This is a genomic window from Rhodococcus sp. IEGM 27 (assembly GCF_033142305.1).
Taxonomy (GTDB): Bacteria; Actinomycetota; Actinomycetes; order Mycobacteriales; family Mycobacteriaceae; genus Rhodococcus_F; species Rhodococcus_F oxybenzonivorans.
This window is the reverse complement of sequence record NZ_JAWLSG010000003.1, coordinates 59,945-81,007: the sequence shown is the minus strand read 5'-3', so window position 1 is coordinate 81,007 and position 21,063 is coordinate 59,945. Positions and strand designations below refer to the sequence as shown.

21 protein-coding genes are annotated in these 21,063 nt (G+C 66.1%); 10 read left to right on the top strand and 11 right to left on the bottom strand.

Translation table 11 applies throughout. The features are described from left to right. Nucleotides 1-192: 192 nt before the first annotated feature. Entirely contained in the window at nucleotides 193-624 is a 432-nt protein-coding gene (locus tag R4P95_RS11270; protein ID WP_317744547.1) for a DUF5318 domain-containing protein, read from the bottom strand. Nucleotides 625-712: 88 nt separating this feature from the next. Here R4P95_RS11270 and R4P95_RS11265 point away from each other — a divergent pair, with 88 nt between their 5' ends. From R4P95_RS11265 to R4P95_RS11240, 6 genes are all read left to right on the top strand, one after another. Next, on the top strand, nucleotides 713-1,573 hold the full coding sequence (locus R4P95_RS11265) for a DUF1707 domain-containing protein (protein WP_213575563.1): 861 nt from the start codon (nucleotides 713-715) through the stop codon (nucleotides 1,571-1,573). 24 nt (nucleotides 1,574-1,597) lie between these two features. Further along, on the top strand, nucleotides 1,598-2,422 hold the full coding sequence (locus R4P95_RS11260; RefSeq protein WP_317744549.1) for a DUF1707 domain-containing protein: 825 nt from the start codon (nucleotides 1,598-1,600) through the stop codon (nucleotides 2,420-2,422). 6 nt (nucleotides 2,423-2,428) lie between these two features. Beyond that, a complete protein-coding gene (locus R4P95_RS11255) occupies nucleotides 2,429-3,217 on the top strand; it encodes a DUF1707 domain-containing protein (RefSeq protein WP_317744550.1) in 789 nt (262 codons plus the stop codon). 185 nt (nucleotides 3,218-3,402) lie between these two features. Further along, nucleotides 3,403-3,960: a PadR family transcriptional regulator gene (locus R4P95_RS11250; RefSeq protein ID WP_109334622.1), complete on the top strand. Its 558-nt coding sequence runs from the start codon at nucleotides 3,403-3,405 to the stop codon at nucleotides 3,958-3,960. Then, nucleotides 3,953-5,035: an inositol-3-phosphate synthase gene (locus tag R4P95_RS11245; RefSeq protein ID WP_005249652.1), complete on the top strand. Its 1,083-nt coding sequence runs from the start codon at nucleotides 3,953-3,955 to the stop codon at nucleotides 5,033-5,035. Before R4P95_RS11250 ends, R4P95_RS11245 begins: the two co-directional genes overlap by 8 nt. A gap of 129 nt (nucleotides 5,036-5,164) precedes the next feature. Further along, nucleotides 5,165-6,415 (top strand): T3SS (YopN, CesT) and YbjN peptide-binding chaperone 1, encoded by a 1,251-nt coding sequence (locus tag R4P95_RS11240; protein ID WP_213575560.1) that lies wholly within the window; start codon nucleotides 5,165-5,167, stop codon nucleotides 6,413-6,415. A 14-nt stretch (nucleotides 6,416-6,429) separates the two neighbouring features. Here the strand turns inward: R4P95_RS11240 and R4P95_RS11235 are convergent, their stop codons facing one another. From R4P95_RS11235 to R4P95_RS11205, 7 genes are all read right to left on the bottom strand, one after another. Next, nucleotides 6,430-8,643, bottom strand: coding sequence for a transglycosylase domain-containing protein (locus tag R4P95_RS11235; protein WP_213575559.1), 2,214 nt, complete (start codon nucleotides 8,641-8,643; stop codon nucleotides 6,430-6,432). 132 nt (nucleotides 8,644-8,775) lie between these two features. Further along, nucleotides 8,776-8,967, bottom strand: a complete 192-nt coding sequence (locus tag R4P95_RS11230; RefSeq protein ID WP_213575558.1) for a hypothetical protein — start codon at nucleotides 8,965-8,967, stop codon at nucleotides 8,776-8,778. Between the two features lie 6 nt (nucleotides 8,968-8,973). Beyond that, entirely contained in the window at nucleotides 8,974-9,867 is an 894-nt protein-coding gene (locus tag R4P95_RS11225) for a carbohydrate ABC transporter permease (protein WP_213575557.1), read from the bottom strand. Beyond that, nucleotides 9,864-10,913: a carbohydrate ABC transporter permease gene (locus tag R4P95_RS11220; RefSeq protein ID WP_213575556.1), complete on the bottom strand. Its 1,050-nt coding sequence runs from the start codon at nucleotides 10,911-10,913 to the stop codon at nucleotides 9,864-9,866. The genes R4P95_RS11225 and R4P95_RS11220 overlap by 4 nt, the downstream gene beginning before the upstream one ends. A gap of 31 nt (nucleotides 10,914-10,944) precedes the next feature. Beyond that, nucleotides 10,945-12,219, bottom strand: coding sequence for an ABC transporter substrate-binding protein (locus R4P95_RS11215; RefSeq protein WP_159922825.1), 1,275 nt, complete (start codon nucleotides 12,217-12,219; stop codon nucleotides 10,945-10,947). Between the two features lie 180 nt (nucleotides 12,220-12,399). Next, nucleotides 12,400-13,473, bottom strand: coding sequence for an ABC transporter ATP-binding protein (locus tag R4P95_RS11210; protein WP_213575554.1), 1,074 nt, complete (start codon nucleotides 13,471-13,473; stop codon nucleotides 12,400-12,402). 89 nt (nucleotides 13,474-13,562) lie between these two features. Beyond that, nucleotides 13,563-14,417, bottom strand: a complete 855-nt coding sequence (locus R4P95_RS11205; protein WP_317744553.1) for a sucrase ferredoxin — start codon at nucleotides 14,415-14,417, stop codon at nucleotides 13,563-13,565. Between the two features lie 187 nt (nucleotides 14,418-14,604). Between R4P95_RS11205 and R4P95_RS11200 the strand changes: the two genes are divergently transcribed. From R4P95_RS11200 to R4P95_RS11190, 3 genes are all read left to right on the top strand, one after another. After that, nucleotides 14,605-15,570 carry an ABC transporter substrate-binding protein gene (locus R4P95_RS11200; RefSeq protein WP_213575552.1) on the top strand — a complete coding sequence of 322 codons (966 nt, stop codon included), beginning with the start codon at nucleotides 14,605-14,607 and terminating at the stop codon, nucleotides 15,568-15,570. 70 nt (nucleotides 15,571-15,640) lie between these two features. Next, nucleotides 15,641-16,459, top strand: a complete 819-nt coding sequence (locus R4P95_RS11195) for a DUF2786 domain-containing protein (RefSeq protein WP_317744554.1) — start codon at nucleotides 15,641-15,643, stop codon at nucleotides 16,457-16,459. Further along, nucleotides 16,456-16,980 carry a TIGR04338 family metallohydrolase gene (locus tag R4P95_RS11190; RefSeq protein WP_317744555.1) on the top strand — a complete coding sequence of 175 codons (525 nt, stop codon included), beginning with the start codon at nucleotides 16,456-16,458 and terminating at the stop codon, nucleotides 16,978-16,980. Before R4P95_RS11195 ends, R4P95_RS11190 begins: the two co-directional genes overlap by 4 nt. Before the next feature lie 40 nt (nucleotides 16,981-17,020). On the opposite strand, the gene surE is transcribed toward R4P95_RS11190, so the two are convergent. Together surE and R4P95_RS11180 are read right to left on the bottom strand one after the other, a co-directional pair. Next, nucleotides 17,021-17,788 carry a 5'/3'-nucleotidase SurE gene (gene surE, locus R4P95_RS11185; protein ID WP_317744556.1) on the bottom strand — a complete coding sequence of 256 codons (768 nt, stop codon included), beginning with the start codon at nucleotides 17,786-17,788 and terminating at the stop codon, nucleotides 17,021-17,023. Next, nucleotides 17,785-18,732, bottom strand: a complete 948-nt coding sequence (locus tag R4P95_RS11180; protein WP_236603168.1) for a 1-phosphofructokinase family hexose kinase — start codon at nucleotides 18,730-18,732, stop codon at nucleotides 17,785-17,787. Before R4P95_RS11180 ends, surE begins: the two co-directional genes overlap by 4 nt. A 177-nt stretch (nucleotides 18,733-18,909) precedes the next feature. Here R4P95_RS11180 and R4P95_RS11175 point away from each other — a divergent pair, with 177 nt between their 5' ends. Beyond that, nucleotides 18,910-19,704 (top strand): LLM class F420-dependent oxidoreductase, encoded by a 795-nt coding sequence (locus R4P95_RS11175; RefSeq protein ID WP_213575547.1) that lies wholly within the window; start codon nucleotides 18,910-18,912, stop codon nucleotides 19,702-19,704. Between the two features lie 68 nt (nucleotides 19,705-19,772). On the opposite strand, the gene R4P95_RS11170 is transcribed toward R4P95_RS11175, so the two are convergent. Further along, a complete protein-coding gene (locus R4P95_RS11170) occupies nucleotides 19,773-20,987 on the bottom strand; it encodes an acetyl-CoA C-acetyltransferase (protein ID WP_317744558.1) in 1,215 nt (404 codons plus the stop codon). Between the last annotated feature and the right edge of the window lie 76 nt (nucleotides 20,988-21,063).

Sequence of the window (21,063 nt, the reverse complement as noted above, 5' to 3'; positions counted from 1 at the left end):
CGCCGCGGGGTGGTGGACCTCCGGGGCGCCCCTGTGGCGGGGGGCCACTCGGTCGTCTCGGTCCGTTCGGTCGATCACCCGGGGCGTTGCTGCGGGGGGAACTCACGTACAAATCTCCAGTGGTTGTGGACCTGTTTCAGTCCGGCGTCACGTCAGTGGGCAGTCCTCGGCCCTCGTCCGTGTTCGGGCGTTCTATTCGCTCGCGGTCCGCCGACTCGGCGGCCGAGGCCTCGGCGACGATCGCCTCGGCCTCTTCGGTGCGGGCACATTACCGAGAACATAAGTCTGAACCAGATGGTTCCAGCTACAGGTTCTGCACACCTCGACCACGTGAACCGAGAACTCCTCCTGAGTGGCTGCGAGACGCACCAGCTCCTCGGCCGTCCGAGCCGAACCCGACACCGGGCCCAGCTTGTCGCCGAAGACCCAGGAAACCAGGGTCAACTGCTCTTTCCGGCAGATAGGGCACACGACGTCACTGCCCTTGCCGTGGAATTTCGCGGCTCGAAGCAGGTACGGGCTGGCATCACAGACCTCCGTGACGCCCGTCCTGCCCGAGTAGACCTCGGCCAGCAGAGACTTGCGCTGAAGCGCGTAGTCCACCACCTGCCGCTGTATCCGCACGGAGACCAGAGTACGTGCGTGGCGTCAGGAGGAAAGGGGTCGGTCGAGTGACGCTGGTCAAACGCCGTTCCCCCACTACGATGCCGATGTGGCCTCCGGACCGTCCTCGCGCACCCGCGCACGCGACCTCGATCGCGTCAATGCGTGCAGCCAACTCGACGCCGCTTACGCCGACGGACAGCTCGACGCCGGCGAGTACCACGACCGCACCGCGCAGGCCATGTCGGCGAAGACGCTGGCGGAACTGAACCTGCTGATCAGCGACCTGCAGTTGCCCGCCAGCCTCACCGATGAAGTACCCGTTCGCTCTGCCCGGCCCCGCAGAACAGTTCTGCGGATCGCCGTGGGTATTGCGGTGGCGGTGGCAGCAGGGATCGTCGCAGTTGCACTGACGCAGCACGACGGCCCCGAGCCGGCCGGCGGTTCCGTACCCGTCCAGGTCGAGCGGCCCGTCGGTTTTCCCGTCCAGGAGCCGCCGGTGGCGGACGCCGAGTCGCCGATCACCGGGGTGGTTCAGCCGCTGACACCGGACGGCATCGCAGCGGTGTTCGACGCCTATCAGCGCGAGTTCGGCGACCTCACGGCTCATCAGATGGCGCTGTACCCGGGCTATGCCCTCGCAAAGAGAACGGTGGCGGAAGCACCCGGTCAGGCCGACACCTACTCCTTCCGCGGCGGCTTCACCCCGTGGGGACCGCGCAGCGGGCGGTCGCCCGGCACGGCCGACGTCGATCTGCGGCAGGTGGACGTCGCTGCGCTGGGGGCGCTGCTCGGCGATGCTCCTCGGCTCGTCGGCGCACCCGACGGCAGCATCGCCCACGTCCTCATCGCCGACGGCGGTAGAGGTCCGACCATGAACATCTACGTCAACGGCGCCGACAACCTCGGGGGCGGGTACGTCAAGGCCGGCCTCGGCGGCGAAGTTCTGCAGATCGTCCCAGCGCAATAGCGGTCCGCACACTAAGATCTCTGCGTGGCCAGCCGATACCCAGCGAACACGCGCGCGCGTGACGTCGACCGCGCCAATACCGCGGCAATACTCGACGGCGCTTTCGGGGACGGACAGCTCAGTCAGGACGAGCACCGGGCCATGTCGGAACTCGCCGCCGGCGCGCGCACACTCGACGAACTCGAAGCCCTCGTCGGCGACCTGCAGCGTCCCGCGGATGCACCGCCCGACGCCAGGCCTCCCCGCGAAACCCGCCGCCACCTGTTCACCGCAGCAGTCGCGGCCACCGCCGTCATTGCCGCTGTCGGGGCCTTCGCCCTCACCGACAGCGACGACGCGCAGGCCCCCGCACCCGCCGCGCAACCGGCCTCGATCGATCTCGGTGCAGTCGCGCCGGTGGTGATACCGACGCCGGACCTCACCACGCGGGAAGGAATGACCCTCTTCATCGATCAGTACCGCGCCAAGTTCGGTGACACGGTCGTCGACGAGTTGAACCTGTATCCACAACACGCCAACTTGGAGCGCGCACAACCGCTGGAGCCGAATCGGCTGGTCTCGTACGACTACCAGGGCGGGTTCTCGCCGTCACGTCCGGCGACCACTCGGAAGGTCGACACCCCGATCATCGACCTCGCGGGCCTGAATGTGGATGCCCTGGCGGACGTCGTGGCGACGGCGCCCACGGCTATCAATGTTCCGGACGCGAAGGTCGACTACCTCGGAATCGACACCGACGGCGCCACGCCCATCGTGCGGATCTACGCGAGCAACGACTTCGACGAGAGCGGCATGATCGTGGTCACGCCGGCGGGTTCGGTCCTCCGCGTCTCGCCGTTCAGTGGATAGGACACGATGAACAAGACACGCCTCGCCGGGCTACGGGCTCGCGACTCCGATCGGGCCGACGCATGCGGAGTCCTCGACGCGGCTCAGGCCGACGGTCAGATCTCGGCTGAGGAACACAGCTACCGCACAGCCCGGGCGATGAGCGCGAAGACCTTCGACGAACTCGACCGGCTCGTCGGTGACCTGCAAATTCCCAGCCGACTGGCCAATGCTCCCGTCGTCCGCCCGAAACAGCGCAGGTCCCGGCGACGGTGGATCGCCGCCGGTGCGATCGTCGCGAGCGCTTCGGTGGTCGGCGCAATCGCGGGATCGATCGGGGATGACGCCGGACCGTCGAAGCCGCTCCCCACCCTGACCACCGGCAGCGGGGTTCAACACTTCATCGACGAGTACCGCGCAGAGTTCGGTGACACCATCGCCGATGAAGTCGATCTCTTCCCCGAACATGCCGTTCTCGACCGGCAGGCAACCGGAAACCCGTCCCAGTCCGACCCGTACCACTACGACGGAGAATTCGACAGCTGGGGAAGCGTCTCCACCCGCGACGCCGACGAGCGGTCGTTCGACCTTGCCGCCGTGGACCTTCCGGCCCTCGCCGGCCTGCTGAAAGGCGCACCGGAAAGCGTCCGAGTGCCCAACGGAACCGTGGATCACCTGTCCTTCGGCTTCGAGCCCGGCGAAGAACAAGGGCCGCCGATCATCTCCGTGTACGCGAACAACGAAGCCGGCAACACCGGATACTTCAACGTCACCTTCGACGGTGAGATCATCGCCGTCTACCCGTTCGGTGACTAGACGTAGTTCCTACGGAGGTTGTGAACGGCGCGGCTGACCCGCGAACCGGCCGGCAGAAGCCACCCACAAAACAATCTGTGACGACTTGTCCCATGTATCGCCCACGCGTATCGTCGTATATATCGGTGCGATATAGTTCGGCATCGCATCACACGGTTAGGTCTGGCGACTCAGGGGGTGGACAAGTGCTCGAATTGGCAATTCTCGGGCTGCTCCACGAGTCACCCATGCACGGATACGAGCTGCGGAAGCGGTTGACGGGACTGCTGGGTGCGTTTCGCGCGTTCTCCTACGGTTCCCTCTATCCCACTCTGCGACGCATGCAGGCGGACGGTCTGATCGCCGAGGACGCAGGTGCCCCGGGCACCGTCAAGCGTCGCGCCCGCCGCGTCTATCAGCTCACACCGGTCGGCAGGGAGCGGTTCAAGGAACTGGTCGCCGACACGGGTCCGCAGAACTACACCGATGACGGTTTCGGTGTTCATCTCGCCTTCTTCAGCCGCACACCCGCAGAGGCGCGGATGCGCATTCTCGAAGGCAGACGACGCCAGGTCGAGGAGCGCCGGGAGGGGCTCCGCGAAGCCGTGGGACGGGCCAGCGGGTCGATAGACCGCTACACCCGTCAGCTTCACCAGCTCGGTCTCGAATCCAGTGAGCGTGAAGTGCGCTGGCTCAACGAGCTGATCGCCGCCGAGCAATCGACAGCAACACCTAATAAAGAAGGAGAACCCGACCATGGGTGAGAACAGCACCGCGGTGCGCGTGGCCATTGTGGGCGTGGGGAACTGTGCCTCGTCCTTGGTTCAGGGCGTGCAGTACTACAAGGACGCCGACGAGACGGCGACCGTTCCCGGCCTCATGCACGTCAAGTTCGGCAAGTACCACGTTCGCGACGTCCAGTTCGTCGCCGCTTTCGATGTCGACGCAAAGAAGGTCGGATTCGACCTCTCCGAGGCCATCTTCGCCAGCGAGAACAACACCATCAAGATCGCGGACGTTCCGCCGGCCGACGTGCCGGTGCTGCGCGGCCCCACCCTCGACGGCATCGGCAAGTACTACGCCGAGACCATCGAGATTTCCGAGGCCGAGCCCGTCGACGTCGTCAAGGCGTTGAAGGACGCCGAGGTGGACGTGCTGGTGTCGTACCTGCCCGTGGGTTCCGAGGATGCCGACAAGTTCTACGCCCAGTGCGCAATCGACGCGGGTGTCGCGTTCGTCAACGCCCTGCCCGTGTTCATCGCCTCCGACCCCGAGTGGGCGGCTAAGTTCAAGGACGCCGGCGTCCCGATCGTCGGTGACGACATCAAGTCGCAGGTCGGTGCCACCATCACCCACCGCGTCATGGCGAAGCTGTTCGAGGACCGCGGCGTGCAGCTCGACCGCACCATGCAGCTCAACGTCGGCGGCAACATGGACTTCAAGAACATGCTCGAGCGGGACCGCCTCGAGTCCAAGAAGATCTCCAAGACGCAGGCTGTGACGTCGAACCTGACCCGCGACCTCGGTCCCGGCAACGTGCACATCGGCCCGTCGGACCACGTCGGCTGGCTCGACGACCGCAAGTGGGCGTACGTGCGCCTCGAGGGTCGCGCGTTCGGCGACGTGCCCCTGAACCTGGAATACAAGCTCGAGGTCTGGGACTCCCCGAACTCGGCCGGCATCATCATCGACGCCGTCCGCGCCGCCAAGATCGCCAAGGACCGCGGAATCGGTGGACCCGTCTACCCGGCTTCCGCGTACCTGATGAAGTCCCCGCCGGTTCAGATGGCGGACGACAAGGCTCGCACCGAGCTCGAGGCGTTCATCATCGACGCGTAGGACCGTTCCCGAGGCGAATGCCCCTTTCGACGCTTTTCATCGCGCCGTAAGGGGCATTCGCCTTTGTGTTCGAATACTTGTCGTACCCGCCCTCTACGGTGACACCCAGGATTCATCGAGGGAGGCGTGATGTCCGAGAACACTTTCGATCGGGAGATCGACGACGCATGGACGCAGTTCCAAGACCGTCTGACCCGGTATGTGCGCGCGATGCAGGACGACGACGAGCTGGTGCTGGTGTCGCGTTACGACAGCACCGACGACGGCCTCACCGAGACGGCCGCGTGCGTGCGATTCTTCGCCTGGGCCGGTGACACGGTGCGGTGTGAGGTGCCGTCCAACCTTTTCTTGCATCCGGCGCGTCAACTTTCCGAGGAAGATCACGATCGGCTGATCGAACTCGGGTGGAACCGCCCGGATGCGGTGGTGGACGTCGACGAGGGCAACGGCTCCGCTTCGTTCTATCTCGACGCCGACCGCACCGAGGCCACTCGGCTGGCGACGATGACCATCGCCGTGTTCCGGGAAATCTGGGACCTGATGCATCCGTCGTTCCTGCACGCGATCACCCGGGGTCGACAAGATGTCCCGCCGCTCGACGTCCCCGACGTCGCACCGGCTCGGCAGCGCAACGGATCAGGTCTACGGGAACTCGTCGACACGGCCGTCGAATCGATGCTCGGGCAGGCACCGGAGAAGGACGGGGACGGAGACATCCTCGTCTGGGTCGGTGACATGCCCACCTACGTCAGGGTGCTCGACGACGACGCCCGGGTCGAGGTGTTTGCCCGCGTTGTCCATTCGATCAGTGACCGGACCCGCGCAGCGGAAGCGCTGGCCGATCTCAACCGTCAGTGGTCCGACATCAAATTCCTGCTGATAGTCGACAACGTGGTCGCCGTCATGCGAATCGACGGTTCGCCTTTCGCGGCCGAACATCTGCTGTCGGTGTTCCGCACCTTCGAGCACCTCGTCGATACCGCCGACGAGGCATTTGCCGAACGACTGGGCGGCACCCTCAACACCACCGCCACGAGTCCGACCGGCACCGACGAGCACGGCAGCCACGAGTTGCCCGCGGCGCTGATGACGCTGATTCATCTGGACTCCGACAGCGGGCTGGACGCCGACGATGTCGCCGAAATCTGCGGTCGCGATCGAGACACCATCCTCGAATTCCTGCGCCTCTGCTCCGACCAGGAAGTCGAGTGGCGCCACAACGCGGAACTCGCCCGCGAGAACGACTCCGAAGAAGCGGACATGTGTGAGAGCGAAGCCCAGTCCTGGGCCAAGACGTCCGACAGCCTACGAGCAGCGCTGCGGGTCGTGGTGCTGCCGCATCGTGCACCACCGGGCGGCGGGTACCGCAGCCTGGGCTGAAAGTTCGCCCGACCCTAGCCCGGCAGCGGAATGATCACGCCCGGAAGAATTTCGATCTGCGTGGGCGCCGGTAGCTGGAGCTGCGGCGGGGGCTGAATCGGCGGTAACGGTGCCGGCGGCGGCGCCTCTACGGGTGCCGGCGCAGGCGGCGGACTGGCGGTCTGGCCGTTGCCACTTCCGGACCCGCTGCCGCTACTCGAAACGCCGCTCCACGAAGGAACACCCGCCTGCCCGCCGATGGGGTCCGGCCAGGGGAATTCTTCCCAGTCGGTGTCCTCGAGGGCACCGTCCATCGTTCCCTTCCAGATGTCGGACGGCAGGCTGGACCCGTAGATCAGCCCGCCCCAGCTGTTGTTGATCGCGGTGGCGTCGGCCTTACCGATCCACACCGCCGTCGACAACGACGGCGTGTAACCGACCATCCAGGCGTCCTTGTTCTCACCGGTATCGCCCAGCTGCGCGGTGCCCGTCTTCGCCGCCGACGGACGTCCTCCCGCGAGTGCGTGACCGCGGGAATAGGCAGCCACCGGCATCAAGGCTTGGCTGATGTTGTCGGCGACCGCGGCCTCGAGTCGACGCTCCCCGGGGCTCGGCGCCCGATCGAACAGGACCACTCCATCGGCGGTCACCACGCGCTGGACAAAGTACGGCGGGTGGTAGATGCCGGAGGCGGCGAGCGTCGCATACGCCGACGCCATATCGATCGGACGAGACAAGTACTGACCGAGAACGATGCCGCCCTCGGGTTCGCCGCCGTTCTCACTCAACGTTTTGCCCTGCACCCCGGGGATGAACTCGGGAATACCGGCCTTGTGCGCGGCGTCGGCAATGGCTTGCGGACCGTTGTCCAAGGACATCATGAGCCGGTAGAAACTGGTGTTCAGTGACCGTTTGGTGGCCTCGGCGATGGTGCATGTGCCGCAGGATTCACCCTCGACGTTGCCGATCTGCACATTGCCGACGGTCAGCGGGGCGCTGCTGAAGCGGGCAGAGAGCGGAATGCCCTGTTCGAGCGCGGCGGCCAAGCCGAACACCTTGAACGACGAGCCCGTCTGCAGCGGAGCCTGCGCGTAGTCGAATCCGGCACCGTCCTCACCGCCGTAGTAGGCACGGACACCGCCGGTGCGCGGATCGATGGACACCACCGCGGTGCGCAGACCGGGGTCCTCCCCTTCCAGGGTTTCGTGCACGGAGTCGATCGCGGCCTGCTGCGCTTTCGGGTCGATCGTCGTGGTGATCTGTAGACCCTCGGTGTTCAGAGTCTGCTCGGAGATCCCGGCGTCCGACAGTTCCCGGAGCACCTGGTTGCGGATCAGACCCTCCGGGCCGGGCGCGGAGTTGGCGTCGGTGGGCCGATTGGCCGGCGCCGCGGCCGGAAACTCGATCTCGCTGCGGTCCTGGGAGGTGAGCACACCCATCTCGACCATGCCGTCGAGCACATAGTTCCACCGGGCCTGCAACTGGTCGACGTTCGCTTCGGGGTCGAGGTAGGACGGGCTCTGGATCACCGAGGCCAGCACGGCGCCTTCGGCCACCGACAGCTCACCGACCGGCTTGTCGAAGTACGCCCGCGACGCCGCCTCGATGCCATAGGCACCACGGCCGAAGTAGATGGTGTTGAGGTACGCCGCGAGGATCTCGTCCTTCGACCATTCCCGGGCCATCTTGGTGGAGATGACGAGTTCGCGCATCTTCCGATACACGTTTCGGTCGGCGCCGACCAGCACGTTCTTGACGTACTGCTGGGTGATCGTCGACCCGCCGCCAGCGCTTTCCTTGCCGAGGACGTTGTCGCGGGCGGCTCGCACGAATCCCGTGGTCGAGAAGCCGGGGTTGGAGTAGAAATTCCGGTCCTCCGCCGACAGGACAGCGTCCCGGACGTGCTGCGGTATCTCCCCGAGCGCGATTTCGGTGCGGTTACCTTCCGGGGGAATCACCTTCGCCAATTCGGTGGCGCCGTCCGCGGCGAACACCGTGGCCACCTGATTGGTCTTCATGTCCGACGGGCGGGGGACCTCGGCCTGGACGTAACTCACCAGGAACATCACGAGGGGAATGACCAGCACGAGCGCTATCACGCCCAGACCGACGCGGCGGACCGTGCGCCAGCGGCGGGACTTCTTCTTCCCTGCTCGCGGCGTGCTTGTCGCTGCTGCGCCGTCGTCACCGACGGGCGTGCCACCGGACTCGGCGGTGCCATCGCCCGTCGCGTCGTTGCCAGAACTCACTTACACACTCCCGGTCAGGTATCCGGTCACGGAGGATCATCGCACCCACCCCGTACGTATGTTATGTGATTGCCCCGAGTGTGACGCGCACCGCGCTACCGATCAGCAAATAATCCGACCGCTTGTCCTGTTTCAGCGGACACGGGCGCGCGCCGCAACTGCGAGCCCCGACAACAGCAGGCAACCCAGCAACACCAGCGCCGGTGTGACACCGGGATCACCGTTCACCACCTCCACGACCGCGGCGATGAACGCCATCACCGTGAAGAACCCGAGGATTCCGATGAGAATCTCGAGTCGCTGCCGCTTCGCCACCGGATGCATCTGGTGTCAGCTCTTCACGCCGCCGGCCGTCAGCCCCGACACGATGCGGCGCTGGAACAGCAGCACCATGATGACCAGCGGAATGGTGACGATGGTGCCGGCTGCCATGATCGCCGCGTAGGGCACGACATGCGGGTCGTTGCCGGAGAACCGGGCGATCGCGACGGTGACCGGTTCGGTGGCGTCACTCGACAGCTGGCTGGCGAGGAGATACTCGTTGACGGTGGCGATGAACGCCAGGATGGCGGTGGTGAACAGCGCGGGCGCCGCCAGCGGCAACATCACCAACCGGAACGCCTGGCCCCGGTTGGCGCCGTCGATCCGGGCCGCCTCCTCGAGCTCCCACGGGAGTTCCTTGAAGAACGACGTCAGGGTGTAGATGGTGAGCGGGAGGACGAACGAGATGTTGGGGATGATCATCGCCTGGTAGGTGCCGATCCAGCCGATGTTCGTGAAGAACTGGAACAGTGGAGTGACCAGTGCGACGACGGGGAACATCGACGCGCCGAGCACGATGCCGACCACCACGTACTTGAACCGGAACTCGATCCGAGCCAGGGCGTAGGCGGTGAAGATGCCGACGGCCAGAGCCACCGCGGTGGTGACGCCGCCGACGATCATGCTGTTGATCAGGGCCCGCGTGAAGTTGTTGCCGCTGCTCGTCGACAACGCGTTCTGGAAGTTCTCGAGGGTCAGGTGCGTCGGCCACGGTGTGGTGTCGAAGGTGTAGTCGGGGTCGCGGAACGCCGTCACCATCATCCAGTAGAACGGGGCGAGACCCCAGACGAGGATGATCGCGACGCCGACGTAGATGCGAGTGTTCTTGAAAGCGAATCGCTGGGGACGCTTGCGCCGCGCCGAGGTGTCGGGGACGTCCGGTTCCGGTGCGCGATGCGTCACGGCTTCGGCCCCTTTCGCTGTGCTTCCTGAGTTTCGACGGCATTGGCACCGAGAAACTTCACGAGGACGAATGCGACCGCGAAGATCATCAGGAATGTGATGGTCGAGAGCGCCGACGCGCTGTTGAACCCTTGCCGCACCTGGTCGACCACGAGTATCGACACGGTGGTGGTGGCAGGGTTGCCGCCCGTCAGGATGGCGGGCAGGTCGTACATGCGCAGGGCGTCCATGGTGCGGAACAGGATCGCCACCATCAGAGCAGGCTTGACCAGAGGGAGTGTGATCCGGCGGAACCGCTGCCACGCCGAGGCGCCGTCCACGCGGGCTGCCTCGTACACGTCCTGAGGAATCATTTGCAGACCGGCGAGGATCAGCAGCGCCATGAACGGTGTGGTTTTCCAGACGTCGGAGATGATCACGGCGAAGCGGGCCGGCCATTCGTCCGACGTCCACAGGATTTGGGTGCCGAGTAACCGGTTGGCGATGCCGTCGTAGGCGAAGATGAAGTACCACAGCTTGGCGGTGACCGCGGTCGGGATGGCCCACGGGATAAGGACGGCCGCGCGCAGCAGTGCGCGACCCTTGAATGTCTTGCCCATGATGATCGCCATCCACAGGCCGATCGCGACCTCGATCCCGACAGTGACGACAGTGAAAAAGGCGGTGTTACCGACCGCCGACCAGAACTGGGACCCGAGTGTGCCCGGGGGGCACGCCACGGCCGCACCTCCCGGAGAGGTGCATTGCTGCAGGATCCAGTGCGTGTAATTGGTGAATCCTGCCCAACCGCCCTCGACGAACATGCCCGTCGACGGGTCGAGACCGGCATCCTTCTGGAACGACATCACCAGGGCCCGGATCACCGGGTACCCGATGACGACAGCCAGGACCGCCAGCGTCGGGACGACGAACAGCCACGCGCGGCGACCGCTCAGCCCAAAGCGTCGCCCGTTCTCACTTTCCGCACGCGAACCGCGGCCGGGATCGGAATCCCCGGCCGCGGTACGGGCCGGCGCCCCACTGGTGGTCCCAGTCGGAACGGCCATCTTCACTCCTGTGTTCTACGAGCCGGTGTTGCTACGAGCCCGCGGACTGGATACCGGACTGCATGTCCGTGATCGCCTGGTCGACGGACTTCTCACCCTTGATGGCGGCGTAGGCGTTGTCCTGCACGGCCTTCGACACAGCCGGGTAGAACGGGGTGACCGGGCGGGGAACAGCGTTTTCGATCGACACCTTCAACGTGGGCATGAAGGGGTACTTCGCCACGATCTCCGGGTCGTCGTACAGCGCGGCGCGGACCGGGGGAAGCGAGTCCATCGCCATGATGCGCTGCGCCTGCTCGCCCTGCAGGAAGGTCAGGAAGTCGCGAGCGGTTGCCTTGTTCTCCGAGAACGCGCTGATGGCGGCGTTGTAGCCACCGAGCGTCGAGGTGCCGATCCCGTCCTTGCCGGGCAGCGGGGCGACCGCGAACTTGCCCTTCACCGCGGACGAGTCCTTCTCGGCGTTGGCGTACACGTACGGCCAGTTGCGCAGGAACAGCGCCTTGCCGTCCTCGAAGGCCTTCTGGCTTTCGGGCTCCTTGAACGTGGTGTCCTGAGCCGGGATGTCGCCGTTCTTGAAGTTGTCCACGAGAACCTGCAGACCCGCGCGGGACTCCGGGCTGTCGACGGTGGGGGTCTTGCCGTCCTCACCGACGAACGAACCACCGAACGCGTTGATGACCTCGGCGGTGTTCACCGTCAGGCCCTCGTAGGGCGCGAACTGACCGGCGTAGCAGTCGATGTTGTTGGTCTTGGCCACCTCGCACGCCGCGGCGAGTTCCGTCCACGTCTTCGGGGCGGCGGGGAGCAGGTCGCTGCGGTAGTACAGCAGCCCACCGTTGGTGTTCTTGGGTGCCGCGTACTGGGTGCCGTTGTAGGTGGCACTTTCCACGGTGGCGGGGAGGATTCCGGTGTTGTCGACCGCGAACTCACCGGTCAGCGGCTGCAGCCAGCCCTTGGCCGCGAACTCCGCGGTCCAGGGCACGTCGAGTGCCACGACGTCGTAGTCGGACTGCTTGGCCTGCAGGTGCTGGACGAGGTCGTCGTGCGCCTGATCGGCGTCGTTCGACTGCTCCTTGAACGTCACCTGCTCGTCCGGGTGCTCGGCGTTCCACGCGTCGATGATCTGGCGGACGACCCCGGTCTCGGTGGTGTCCTTGCCCTCGACGTACGTGATGGGTCCGCGGCCGTCGAGGTTCTCCGACGTGGAGTCGCTGCCGCTGTCGCTAGAGCACGCGGTGAGCGTGACCAGCGACGCAGCGGTGGCAAGCACCGCGGCGCGCCGGACCGCTCTCGAAATCTGAACCATGGAGTCTCCCCGTAGGTAGATGTGGATGAACCCGCCACCGGCACCGGGATTCCGGCGCATTGCGCACGAAATCCGGCGGCACCGGTGCGGTGTCGGAACATACTGTGGCACGGAACACGGCCGAAGTGCCGCATTACCCCCGACCTGAATCGTTCAGGAACGGCGGCGCGGACTCCGCGGCTAGCTCAGCCGGTATCCCTCGGACGCCGAGAACAGGTGTACCGCGGCGGGATCGACGTGCAGTTTCACCAGGTCGCCCTTGCGTGGGGGGTTCCGCCAATCGGCGCGCGCCACCAGCTGGTGTGTCTCGCCGTTGACGGTGCTGCGACCGTAGATGTAAGCGTCGGATCCGAGCTCCTCGACCACCGCGACCTCCATCGGGATGCCCGTGGTGGACAGCTCGAGGTGTTCGGGACGGATACCCACCACCACCTGGGTTTCGGACGATTCCGAGCGCAGTTGGCGGGGCAGGGGAATCGTCGCGTCGCCGAGCACGACCCCGTCCGGAGTGATCGGCAAGGTGAACAGATTCATCGACGGCGAACCCATGAAGCCGGCGACGAACACGTTGGCCGGCTTGCTGTAGAGGTTGCGCGGGGAGGCGCACTGCTGCAGCACTCCATCCTTGAGCACGGCGACCCGATCACCCATCGTCATCGCCTCGACCTGGTCGTGGGTCACGTACACCATGGTGGTCTCGAGGCGGCGCTGCAGTTGCGCGATCTGCGTCCGCGTCTGCACGCGGAGCTTGGCGTCGAGGTTCGACAGCGGCTCGTCCATCAGGAACACCTGAGGTTGCCGGACGATCGCACGGCCCATCGCGACCCGCTGACGCTGACCGCCGGAGAGCGCCTTGGGCTTGCGGTCGAGGTACGGCTCGAGGTCGAGCAGCTTGGCCGTCTCCTCGACGCGCTGCCGGATGTCGGCCTTCGGTTTCCCGGCGAGCTTCAACGCGAAGCCCATGTTCTCGGCCACCGACATGTGCGGATAGAGGGCGTAGTTCTGGAACACCATCGCAATATCCCGCTGCTTCGGCTCCTGGCCGGTGACGTCCCGGTCACCGATGAGGATTCGCCCACTGTGCACGTCTTCGAGTCCCGCGAGCATGCGCAGTGATGTGGACTTGCCGCAGCCGGAGGGTCCGACCAGCACGAGAAACTCACCGTCCTCGATCTTCAGATCGAGCTGATCGACGGCCGGCTTGTCCGAGCCGGGGAACAAACAGGTGGCACCGTCATAGGTCACTGTGGCCATGAACGTCGAAGTCCCTTCTACCCGGCGCAGCGCGCGCACGTGCGTGCGAATGTACCTTTCCGGCGTCCTCCCGCACGCACGTGTATCTGTTACCGACCGTCTGCCGGCGCCACGTCCGTCATCTCGACCAGGCGGTGATGCTCCGGGTTGCCCACCACTCCCGCGCTGCACGCGGTCAGCCGAGGCGCCGCCGACTCGGTGCGCACACGCACGCGCACAATTCCGTCGGGGAGAGCGACGAGGACGTCGGAATCGCCGTCGTCGCGCGTGGTGGCGGACAGCGGAACGACGTCGTCGATGCCGACGAGGTCACGGTCGGCGCGGACGGAATAGTCGGCGAACTGAAGCAGCGGCGGGTCGATGCATCGCCCGCGGTAATGCCCCAGCACGATGCGGCCCCGATCATGTTCGGCGACTATATGTTCCGCGGCCTCCGCGGTGACGCGTCCGTAGTAGATTCCGGAGGGCAGGCACACCATGGTCGCCGCGAACCTGTCTCCGCCGACGTGCGTGGACTCCCACACCCGGCTCCCACGATCTCCGAGGCCGGCAACCACCGGACGTCCGAAGGCGGCGCAGCACGCGTCCTTCTTGCCGTGTGTGCACACCAGGAACAGTGAAGGATGAACCGTCGACGGGTTGACCTCTGGCACAGCAGTTTCCGAGACGAGGTCGAGCAGTTCCCCATCGTCGCGCACCAGTTCTCGCTTCATCCACGCATCGGATCGGCCGGGACGGACCAGGTAGACGTGTCGCCCAGTGCTGATGTCGCGACGAGCCCTGGTCCGTATCAACACGGGTCGGACCCCGGCGTCCGCGCAGCGTCCGGCCAGCGTGTCACCGAGAATGGGGTCGAGGCGACTCTGCCGTAACCGGTCCCGGCCCCACGGGCCCGGCTGCTCGATCAGCAGCCACGCCCGCACCTCTGGAGCGGTGCCTGCCATCGGCTCCTGCAGAGAACGCGAAAGGTCGGCACACGCGGGCGGCCTGAGAAGACTCGTCGGATCGGGTCGAAGTGGGGCACGGGAACTGGACGGCACGGGCTTCTCCGATCGTGGTCGACATCAACCCGCCGCTCACTCTATAAGGTTAGGATCGCCTTTCTTCGCCCCTTCGAACTCGAGGTACGACATGCGCGCAACTACGTGCTCCCCGGAAGTGACCGAGGCCCAGTGGCAGGAACTCGTCGCTGCCCTTACTCGACGGCAGTTCGGAGCCGGTCTCGGTGCGGCCGCACTCGCCGCGCTGACCGCCGCCTGCGCCAGGAGCGGCACCGATTCCGGCACAGGCGCCGAGGGAAGTCGCACCATCACCCATGCCATGGGAACCACCGTCGTCAGCGCACGTCCCACCCGCATCGTTGCACTCGACAGCCTCCCCATCGACACCGTCGTCAGCCTGGGCAAAACGCCGGTCGGCGCCGCCCAGGCCGGATCGGCGGACGGGCTCCCCGCCTACCTCGGGACCGGCCTCGAGAACACCGCGGTGGTCGGATCGATCGCCGAGCCGAGCCTCGAAGCGATCGCGGCACTGCGCCCCGACCTGATCCTCAGCAGCAAGCAACGCCACGGTGAGCTGTACGACTCACTCGCCGCGATCGCGCCCACCGTCTTCGCGGTCTCGCCCGCGGTCGACTGGCAGGGAACGATCACCTTGTTCGCCGAGGCGATGGGGGAGCAGGACACCGCCGCAGAGAAGTTGGCGGCCTTCCACGCCCGGGCCGCCGCGGTACGCGCGCGACTCGGTGCCGGTGGCCGCACCGCCCACATCATCCGGGTGATGGACAACGGCCTGCGTTTACACGGACCGGAAACCTTCGCCGGTTCGGTACTGACCGAGGCCGGGTTCACGATCACCGGTCAGACCTGGGACGCGAAGAACAACATGTCCGAAATCTCGCTGGAGCACGTGAACCAGGTGGACTCCGACATCGCCTTCGTCGCCAACACCCTGCCGCCGGGCGAGCTGGGGATCGCCCCGGAACTCGTCGCGCAGATGGGGGCGTCTCGACGCGGCGGCGTCCACCAGACCAATTACCGCACCTGGATCACCGGCATCGGTCTCGGTGGAGCGAATCTGATCCTCGACGACCTCTAGGCGCTCCGCGCCCGTGCGCGGTCGAGGAGTGTCCGGACTCGTCAACCACTCACGGGCGTAGCCTGCCCTGGTGAGTTCCGAGAAGATGCTGACCCGCATCGGTGGGCTGCTCCGGCAGGCGGAATCCACCGACAACCCGCACGAGGGTGAAGCGTTCATGGCCGCGGCGCAGCGGCTCGCGACCGCCGCCTCCATCGACCTGGCCGTGGCCCGGTCACACGCTGCGGGCAAGGAGAAGCGGGCTACCCCTACTCAACGCCTGATCACCATCGGGGAGCCGGGCAAGAAGGGACTGCGCACCTACGCGCAGCTGTTTCTGGTGATCGCCGCCGCCAACGACGTCCAATGCGACATCGCACAGACGTCGGCCGTGATCTACGCCTACGGATTCGCCGGCGACATCGACGTGTGCGAGGCCCTGTACACGAGCCTGCTGATCCAAATGGTGAGGGCGTCCGACGCCTACATCAAATCGGGCGAGTACCGGAACGAGACGACGATGCGCACCCAGGTCGAGCAGCGCGGACGGCGTCGGGTCCGGACCACCGTGCGGCGACCGGTTGCGGGTGTGACCGCCCGGCTCAACTTCCAACTTGCCTATGCAGCCCGCATCGGGCAGCGCCTCGCCGACGCGAAGAAGGACGCCGAGCACGAGGCGACGTCTGTTCCGGAGTCGTCGGCGGAGACGGCGCTGGTACTGCGCGACAAGCAGCTCGAGCTGAAGGATTACTACTCCGAAAACTCCCAGGCACGCGGGACGTGGCGTGGAGCGCGCGCGTCGGCGGGTCATGCGTCGGGTGCTCGCCGGGCCGGGGACCGGGCCGCACGGACGGCGCGGTTGAGCAATTCGCCCGAGTTGTCGACCGCGCGAAAACAGATTCCGTCGTGAGGCGCACCCGCGACACCCAGCGTGCTGCCGTCTACGAGGCGGAAGCGTTGGTGCGCACGATGTTCGATCGCGCCGACGAGCGTGGGCTGCGCGTCGTCGACGTTCTGGGGTCGCAGGTGACACTGCCGGTGGAACGGAAATTCGCGTCCATCGAGTCGGTGCAGGACTACGTGAACCGGGTGCTCGCTCTCAACTGGGTGCGGGATTCGTGGGCGCGAGCCGCCACGCCAATCCATGTGCGTGCGAGGGCGGGCAACAACGCCGCGCACTACGAGAGTGACTGCGCCACCATGGCCGTCCCCGAGTACCGCAGCGGCAAAGCCTGGGCATTCCGGGAACTGGTGGTACTGCACGAGATCGCACATCACCTGGACCCATCCGACCCCGACGATCCGATCACCGCGGCACACGGACCGGAGTACGTCGACCGCTACCTCACCTTGGTGGGTGAAATCATCGGCCCGGAAGCAGCGTTCGTCCTGAGGGCCATGCTGCTGGCGGGTGGTGTGCGGCTGAGTTGACGCCGGTGACGACAGCGACCCGCACAGCCGGATCGCCCGGTCAGCGTGTCCAGTTCAACGTGCTGATGTCCACGTCGACCGCCTCGAAAGGTGCCCTGAGCGCGGTCGCGCTCGCCCAACCACGAACGAGGACACCGGCATCGGTCTCCTCGGAATTCTCGTTGTCGTCGGCGTGAATTTCGGCGAAAGTGACGGTCACGAACCCGTCGTCCGCTTCACCGACGTTCGCCTGGACGGCGCCGAATGCCGCGAGCGGGGCCGGGCGCAGCCCCTTCAACTCGTCGAGCGGAATGTCCGGTGCGTTCACATTCAGCACCGTGCCCGGGGTGCCGTTCTCGACGATCCAGTCCAACGCCTGCAGGCACACGACTTCGGCGGTGTCCCAATGCCTGGGGTTCGACGTGGCCAGCGACACCGCCAACGCCAGCGTGCCGTGCGTGGCGCCCGTCAGCGCCGCCCCGACGGTCCCCGAATGCAGAATCGCATGACCCGTGTTGGGGCCGTGATTGATTCCCGACAGCACGATGTCCGGCGGCGGCCCGAACGCACCGCTCGTCGCCACGAAACTGATGAGCGCGGGGGACGCTTCTACCGCGTGGACCGCCACCCCGGGAAGGTCCGGGAACTCCCGGCTCGACATCCGGAGCCGGCCGTTGCTCTCCAACGCGGTCAGCGACGCGCTCGCACCACTGCGTTCCTCGTGCGGGGCCGCGACCACAACGTCGAGTCCGGCGGCGAACGCCAACCGGGCGAGCAGGTTGATACCGTGACTGTCCACGCCGTCGTCATTGGTGACCAGAGCCCTCACTGCTTCTGCCCCTCCGGCTCGGTCATCCGCCGCACCCGAATATTCTCGACCATCTTCGCGATCAGGTCCGGTTGTCCCGTTGCGAGACCACGGCGCGTCACGTTCACAGCGCCGGCGGCGGCGCCGAACTGCAATGCGTCGTTCATCGATTTGCCGCGGGCCAAGGCTGCGGCGATACCGGCGGTCATCGAGTCTCCGGCGCCCCGGTGGTCGACGATATTCATGGGCGGAATCAGGACCTCCCAGATGTCGCCGTCGACGAGGGCCATCGCCGGATCTCCTGCTCGTGAGACGACGACGTGGTCGGCTCCTTCCGCCGCAAGTGCGCGCATCGCTTCGGCGAGATCCTCCGGCTTCTCCGACTGTGCGCGCCCGTCCTCGATGAGATCTTCGTGGCTCACCTTCAGTACGGTCAGGCCACCCTCGAGGGCCGCCGTCATGGTGGGGCCGGACAGGTCGGCAACCACCGGAACCTTCAACGCCCGAAGATCTCCCACCAACCGGGTGTAAATCTCCGGGGGCACCACATTGTTCTCGTGTGGGCCGCCGAGCACCGCGACATCCGCTGTGATTCCCTCGGCCAGCGACCCGCCGAACAAGTCGTCGACCTCGTGCCGAGACAGGACACGTGGGCGGACCTCGGCCAGCGGCTTCCTGTCACCGCCACGGCGGTCGTGCACATAGGACCCGTTCTCACCGGCCGTGGAAATCGCGCGAACCTTTATACCTTCACGCTCGATGAGAGACTGGAGGATGCCCCCCGTCTCGCCACCGAACACCCCGCACAACGTGACGTCGAGGCCGAGCGTCGCCGCCATCCTGGCAATCCATACCCCCTGCCCACCGGCGTGCACGTGCAGTTCGGTGCTCTCGTCCGGGGCGGCTTCGATCGTCACCGTCAGCAAGGGCGACGGTGCGAATACGAAGGCGGACACAGCACTCATCGGGTCGAACCTCATCTCGGTCGTCAACGTTTGGCCTGCCGTCAAGTACCCGGGAGGTGACCGGTTCACACCGACTCGGTGGCCGTACCCCGTCGAGGCGAGCAAGATGGATTCGTAAACGACCTGCACGCACGGGCCCTCGACACAGGGCCGCCGCACTCATTCGAGGAGCCACGTATGACCCGTTCAGTTCGAATCGGTGTCCAGATTCAGCCGCAACACGCGCCCGACTACGGACTGATTCGCGACGCCGTTCTGCGGGCCGAAGACGCCGGCGTCGACATCGTCTTCAACTGGGACCACTTCTACCCGCTGTACGGCGACCCGGCCGGTGCCCACTTCGAATGCTGGACGATGCTCGGAGCATTCGCCGAACAGACGGAACGAGTGGAAATCGGTGCCCTCGTCACCTGCGCCGGCTACCGGAACCCGGACCTGCTCGCCGACATGGCCCGCACCGTCGACCACATCAGCGGGGGACGGCTGATCCTCGGGATCGGTTCCGGATGGTTCGAGCGCGACTACGACGAGTACGGGTACGACTTCGGTACCAAGGGGTCGCGGCTGGACCTGCTGGCCGAGTACCTGCCACGGATCACCGCCCGGTTCGGCAAGCTCGAACCCGCGCCCACGCGGCACATCCCCATCCTCATCGGGGGCGGCGGCGAGAAGAAGACACTGCCCCTCGTCGCACAGTACGGCGACATCTGGCACAGCTTCAGCGACATCGAAACCCACGCGCGGAAGTCGGGCATCCTCGCCGACCGCTGCGCCGACCACGGCCGCAACCCCGACACCATTGCGCACTCCACGTCCTGGCCGGGCTCGGACGAAGCCGCCGCCTACGTCAACGCCGGTGTCACCCTGTTCACCGTCGGCACCAGCGGACCCGACTTCGACCTCACCGAACTGAAGGAAGCCATCGCGTGGCGGGACGAGAACACCCCGCCGCCGCTGTCCGGCCTCGCATAGGCGCTCCGCACCCGTGAGTGGTTAACGAGTCTCTGCACTCGTTAACCACTCACGGGCGGCGCAGCGGCCTACAGCCGTTCGAGGACCATGGCCATGCCCTGGCCACCGCCGACGCACATGGTTTCGACGCCGAACTGCTTGTCGCTGGACTGCAGGTTGTTCAGCAGGGTCGCGGTGATCCGGGCACCGGTCATACCGAACGGGTGGCCGAGGGCGATCGCACCGCCGGAGACGTTCAGCTTGTCCTCGTCGATGCCGAGTTCCCGCGCCGACCCCAGCACCTGCACGGCGAACGCCTCGTTGATCTCGAACAGGTCGATGTCGGAGATACCCATCCCGGCGATGGCCAGGGCCCGCTTGGTGGCCTCGATCGGGCCCAACCCCATGATTTCCGGCGAGAGTCCGGACACCCCGGTGGACACGATCCGCGCGAGCGGGGTCAATCCCAGTTCCTTGGCCTTGGTGTCGGACATGATCACCAGGGCGGCGGCACCGTCGTTGAGCGGGCACGCGTTGCCGGCGGTCACGGTGCCGTCCGGCCGGAACACCGGCTTCAGCTGCGACACGGCCTCGTAGGTGGTGCCGGCGCGGGGGCCGTCGTCCTTCGATACGACGGTGCCGTCGGGCAGGGTGACCGGGGTGATCTCCCGCTCGAAGAAACCACTGTTGATGGCTTCCTCCGCCCGGTTCTGTGAGCGCACCGCCCACCGGTCCTGCTCCTCGCGGGTGATGCCGGTGATCTGGGCGACGTTCTCGGCGGTCTGGCCCATCGCGATGTAGGTGTCCGGGACCAGTCCCTCCTGCCGGGGGTCGACCCACTGCTGGCCGCCCTGCGCGAGCTTCTCGGTGCGGGACTGGGCGTCGGCGTAGAGCGGGTTCTGGGTGTCGGGCAGCGAGTCGGAGCTGCCCGCGGTGAACCGGGACACCGTCTCGACACCGGCGGAAATGAACACATCACCCTCACCGGCCTTGATCGCGTGCAATGCCATGCGGGTGGTCTGCAAAGACGAGGAACAGTACCGGGTGATGGTGGTGCCGGGGATGAAGTCGTAGCCGAGCTGGACGGCGACGTTGCGGCCCATGTTGAAGCCCTGCTCACCGCCGGGCAGCCCGCAACCCAGGATCAGGTCGTTGATGTCGGTGGGATCGAGGGCGGGCACCTTGTCCAGTGCCGCCTGCACCATCTGCGCGGCCAGGTCGTCCGGGCGCATGCCCTTGAGCGATCCCTTCATGGCGCGACCGATCGGCGAACGGGCGATGGAAACGATGACAGCCTCGGGCATGAGGAACTCCTACCGATTCGATTCTAAGCGAATGCTTATTTTCTAAGCGTTTGCATATATTGACTGTCGGGCTCAT

Coding starts and splice junctions, on each gene's coding strand:
- R4P95_RS11255 (WP_317744550.1), top strand. CDS start 2,429: ATGAACAAGACACGCCTCGCCGGGCTACGGGCTCGCGACTCCGATCGG.
- R4P95_RS11245 (WP_005249652.1), top strand. CDS start 3,953: ATGGGTGAGAACAGCACCGCGGTGCGCGTGGCCATTGTGGGCGTGGGG.
- R4P95_RS11240 (WP_213575560.1), top strand. CDS start 5,165: ATGTCCGAGAACACTTTCGATCGGGAGATCGACGACGCATGGACGCAG.
- R4P95_RS11230 (WP_213575558.1), bottom strand. CDS start 8,967: ATGCATCCGGTGGCGAAGCGGCAGCGACTCGAGATTCTCATCGGAATC.
- R4P95_RS11220 (WP_213575556.1), bottom strand. CDS start 10,913: ATGGCCGTTCCGACTGGGACCACCAGTGGGGCGCCGGCCCGTACCGCG.
- R4P95_RS11215 (WP_159922825.1), bottom strand. CDS start 12,219: ATGGTTCAGATTTCGAGAGCGGTCCGGCGCGCCGCGGTGCTTGCCACC.
- R4P95_RS11210 (WP_213575554.1), bottom strand. CDS start 13,473: ATGGCCACAGTGACCTATGACGGTGCCACCTGTTTGTTCCCCGGCTCG.
- R4P95_RS11205 (WP_317744553.1), bottom strand. CDS start 14,417: ATGGCAGGCACCGCTCCAGAGGTGCGGGCGTGGCTGCTGATCGAGCAG.
- R4P95_RS11200 (WP_213575552.1), top strand. CDS start 14,605: ATGCGCGCAACTACGTGCTCCCCGGAAGTGACCGAGGCCCAGTGGCAG.
- R4P95_RS11180 (WP_236603168.1), bottom strand. CDS start 18,732: ATGAGTGCTGTGTCCGCCTTCGTATTCGCACCGTCGCCCTTGCTGACG.
- R4P95_RS11175 (WP_213575547.1), top strand. CDS start 18,910: ATGACCCGTTCAGTTCGAATCGGTGTCCAGATTCAGCCGCAACACGCG.
- R4P95_RS11170 (WP_317744558.1), bottom strand. CDS start 20,987: ATGCCCGAGGCTGTCATCGTTTCCATCGCCCGTTCGCCGATCGGTCGC.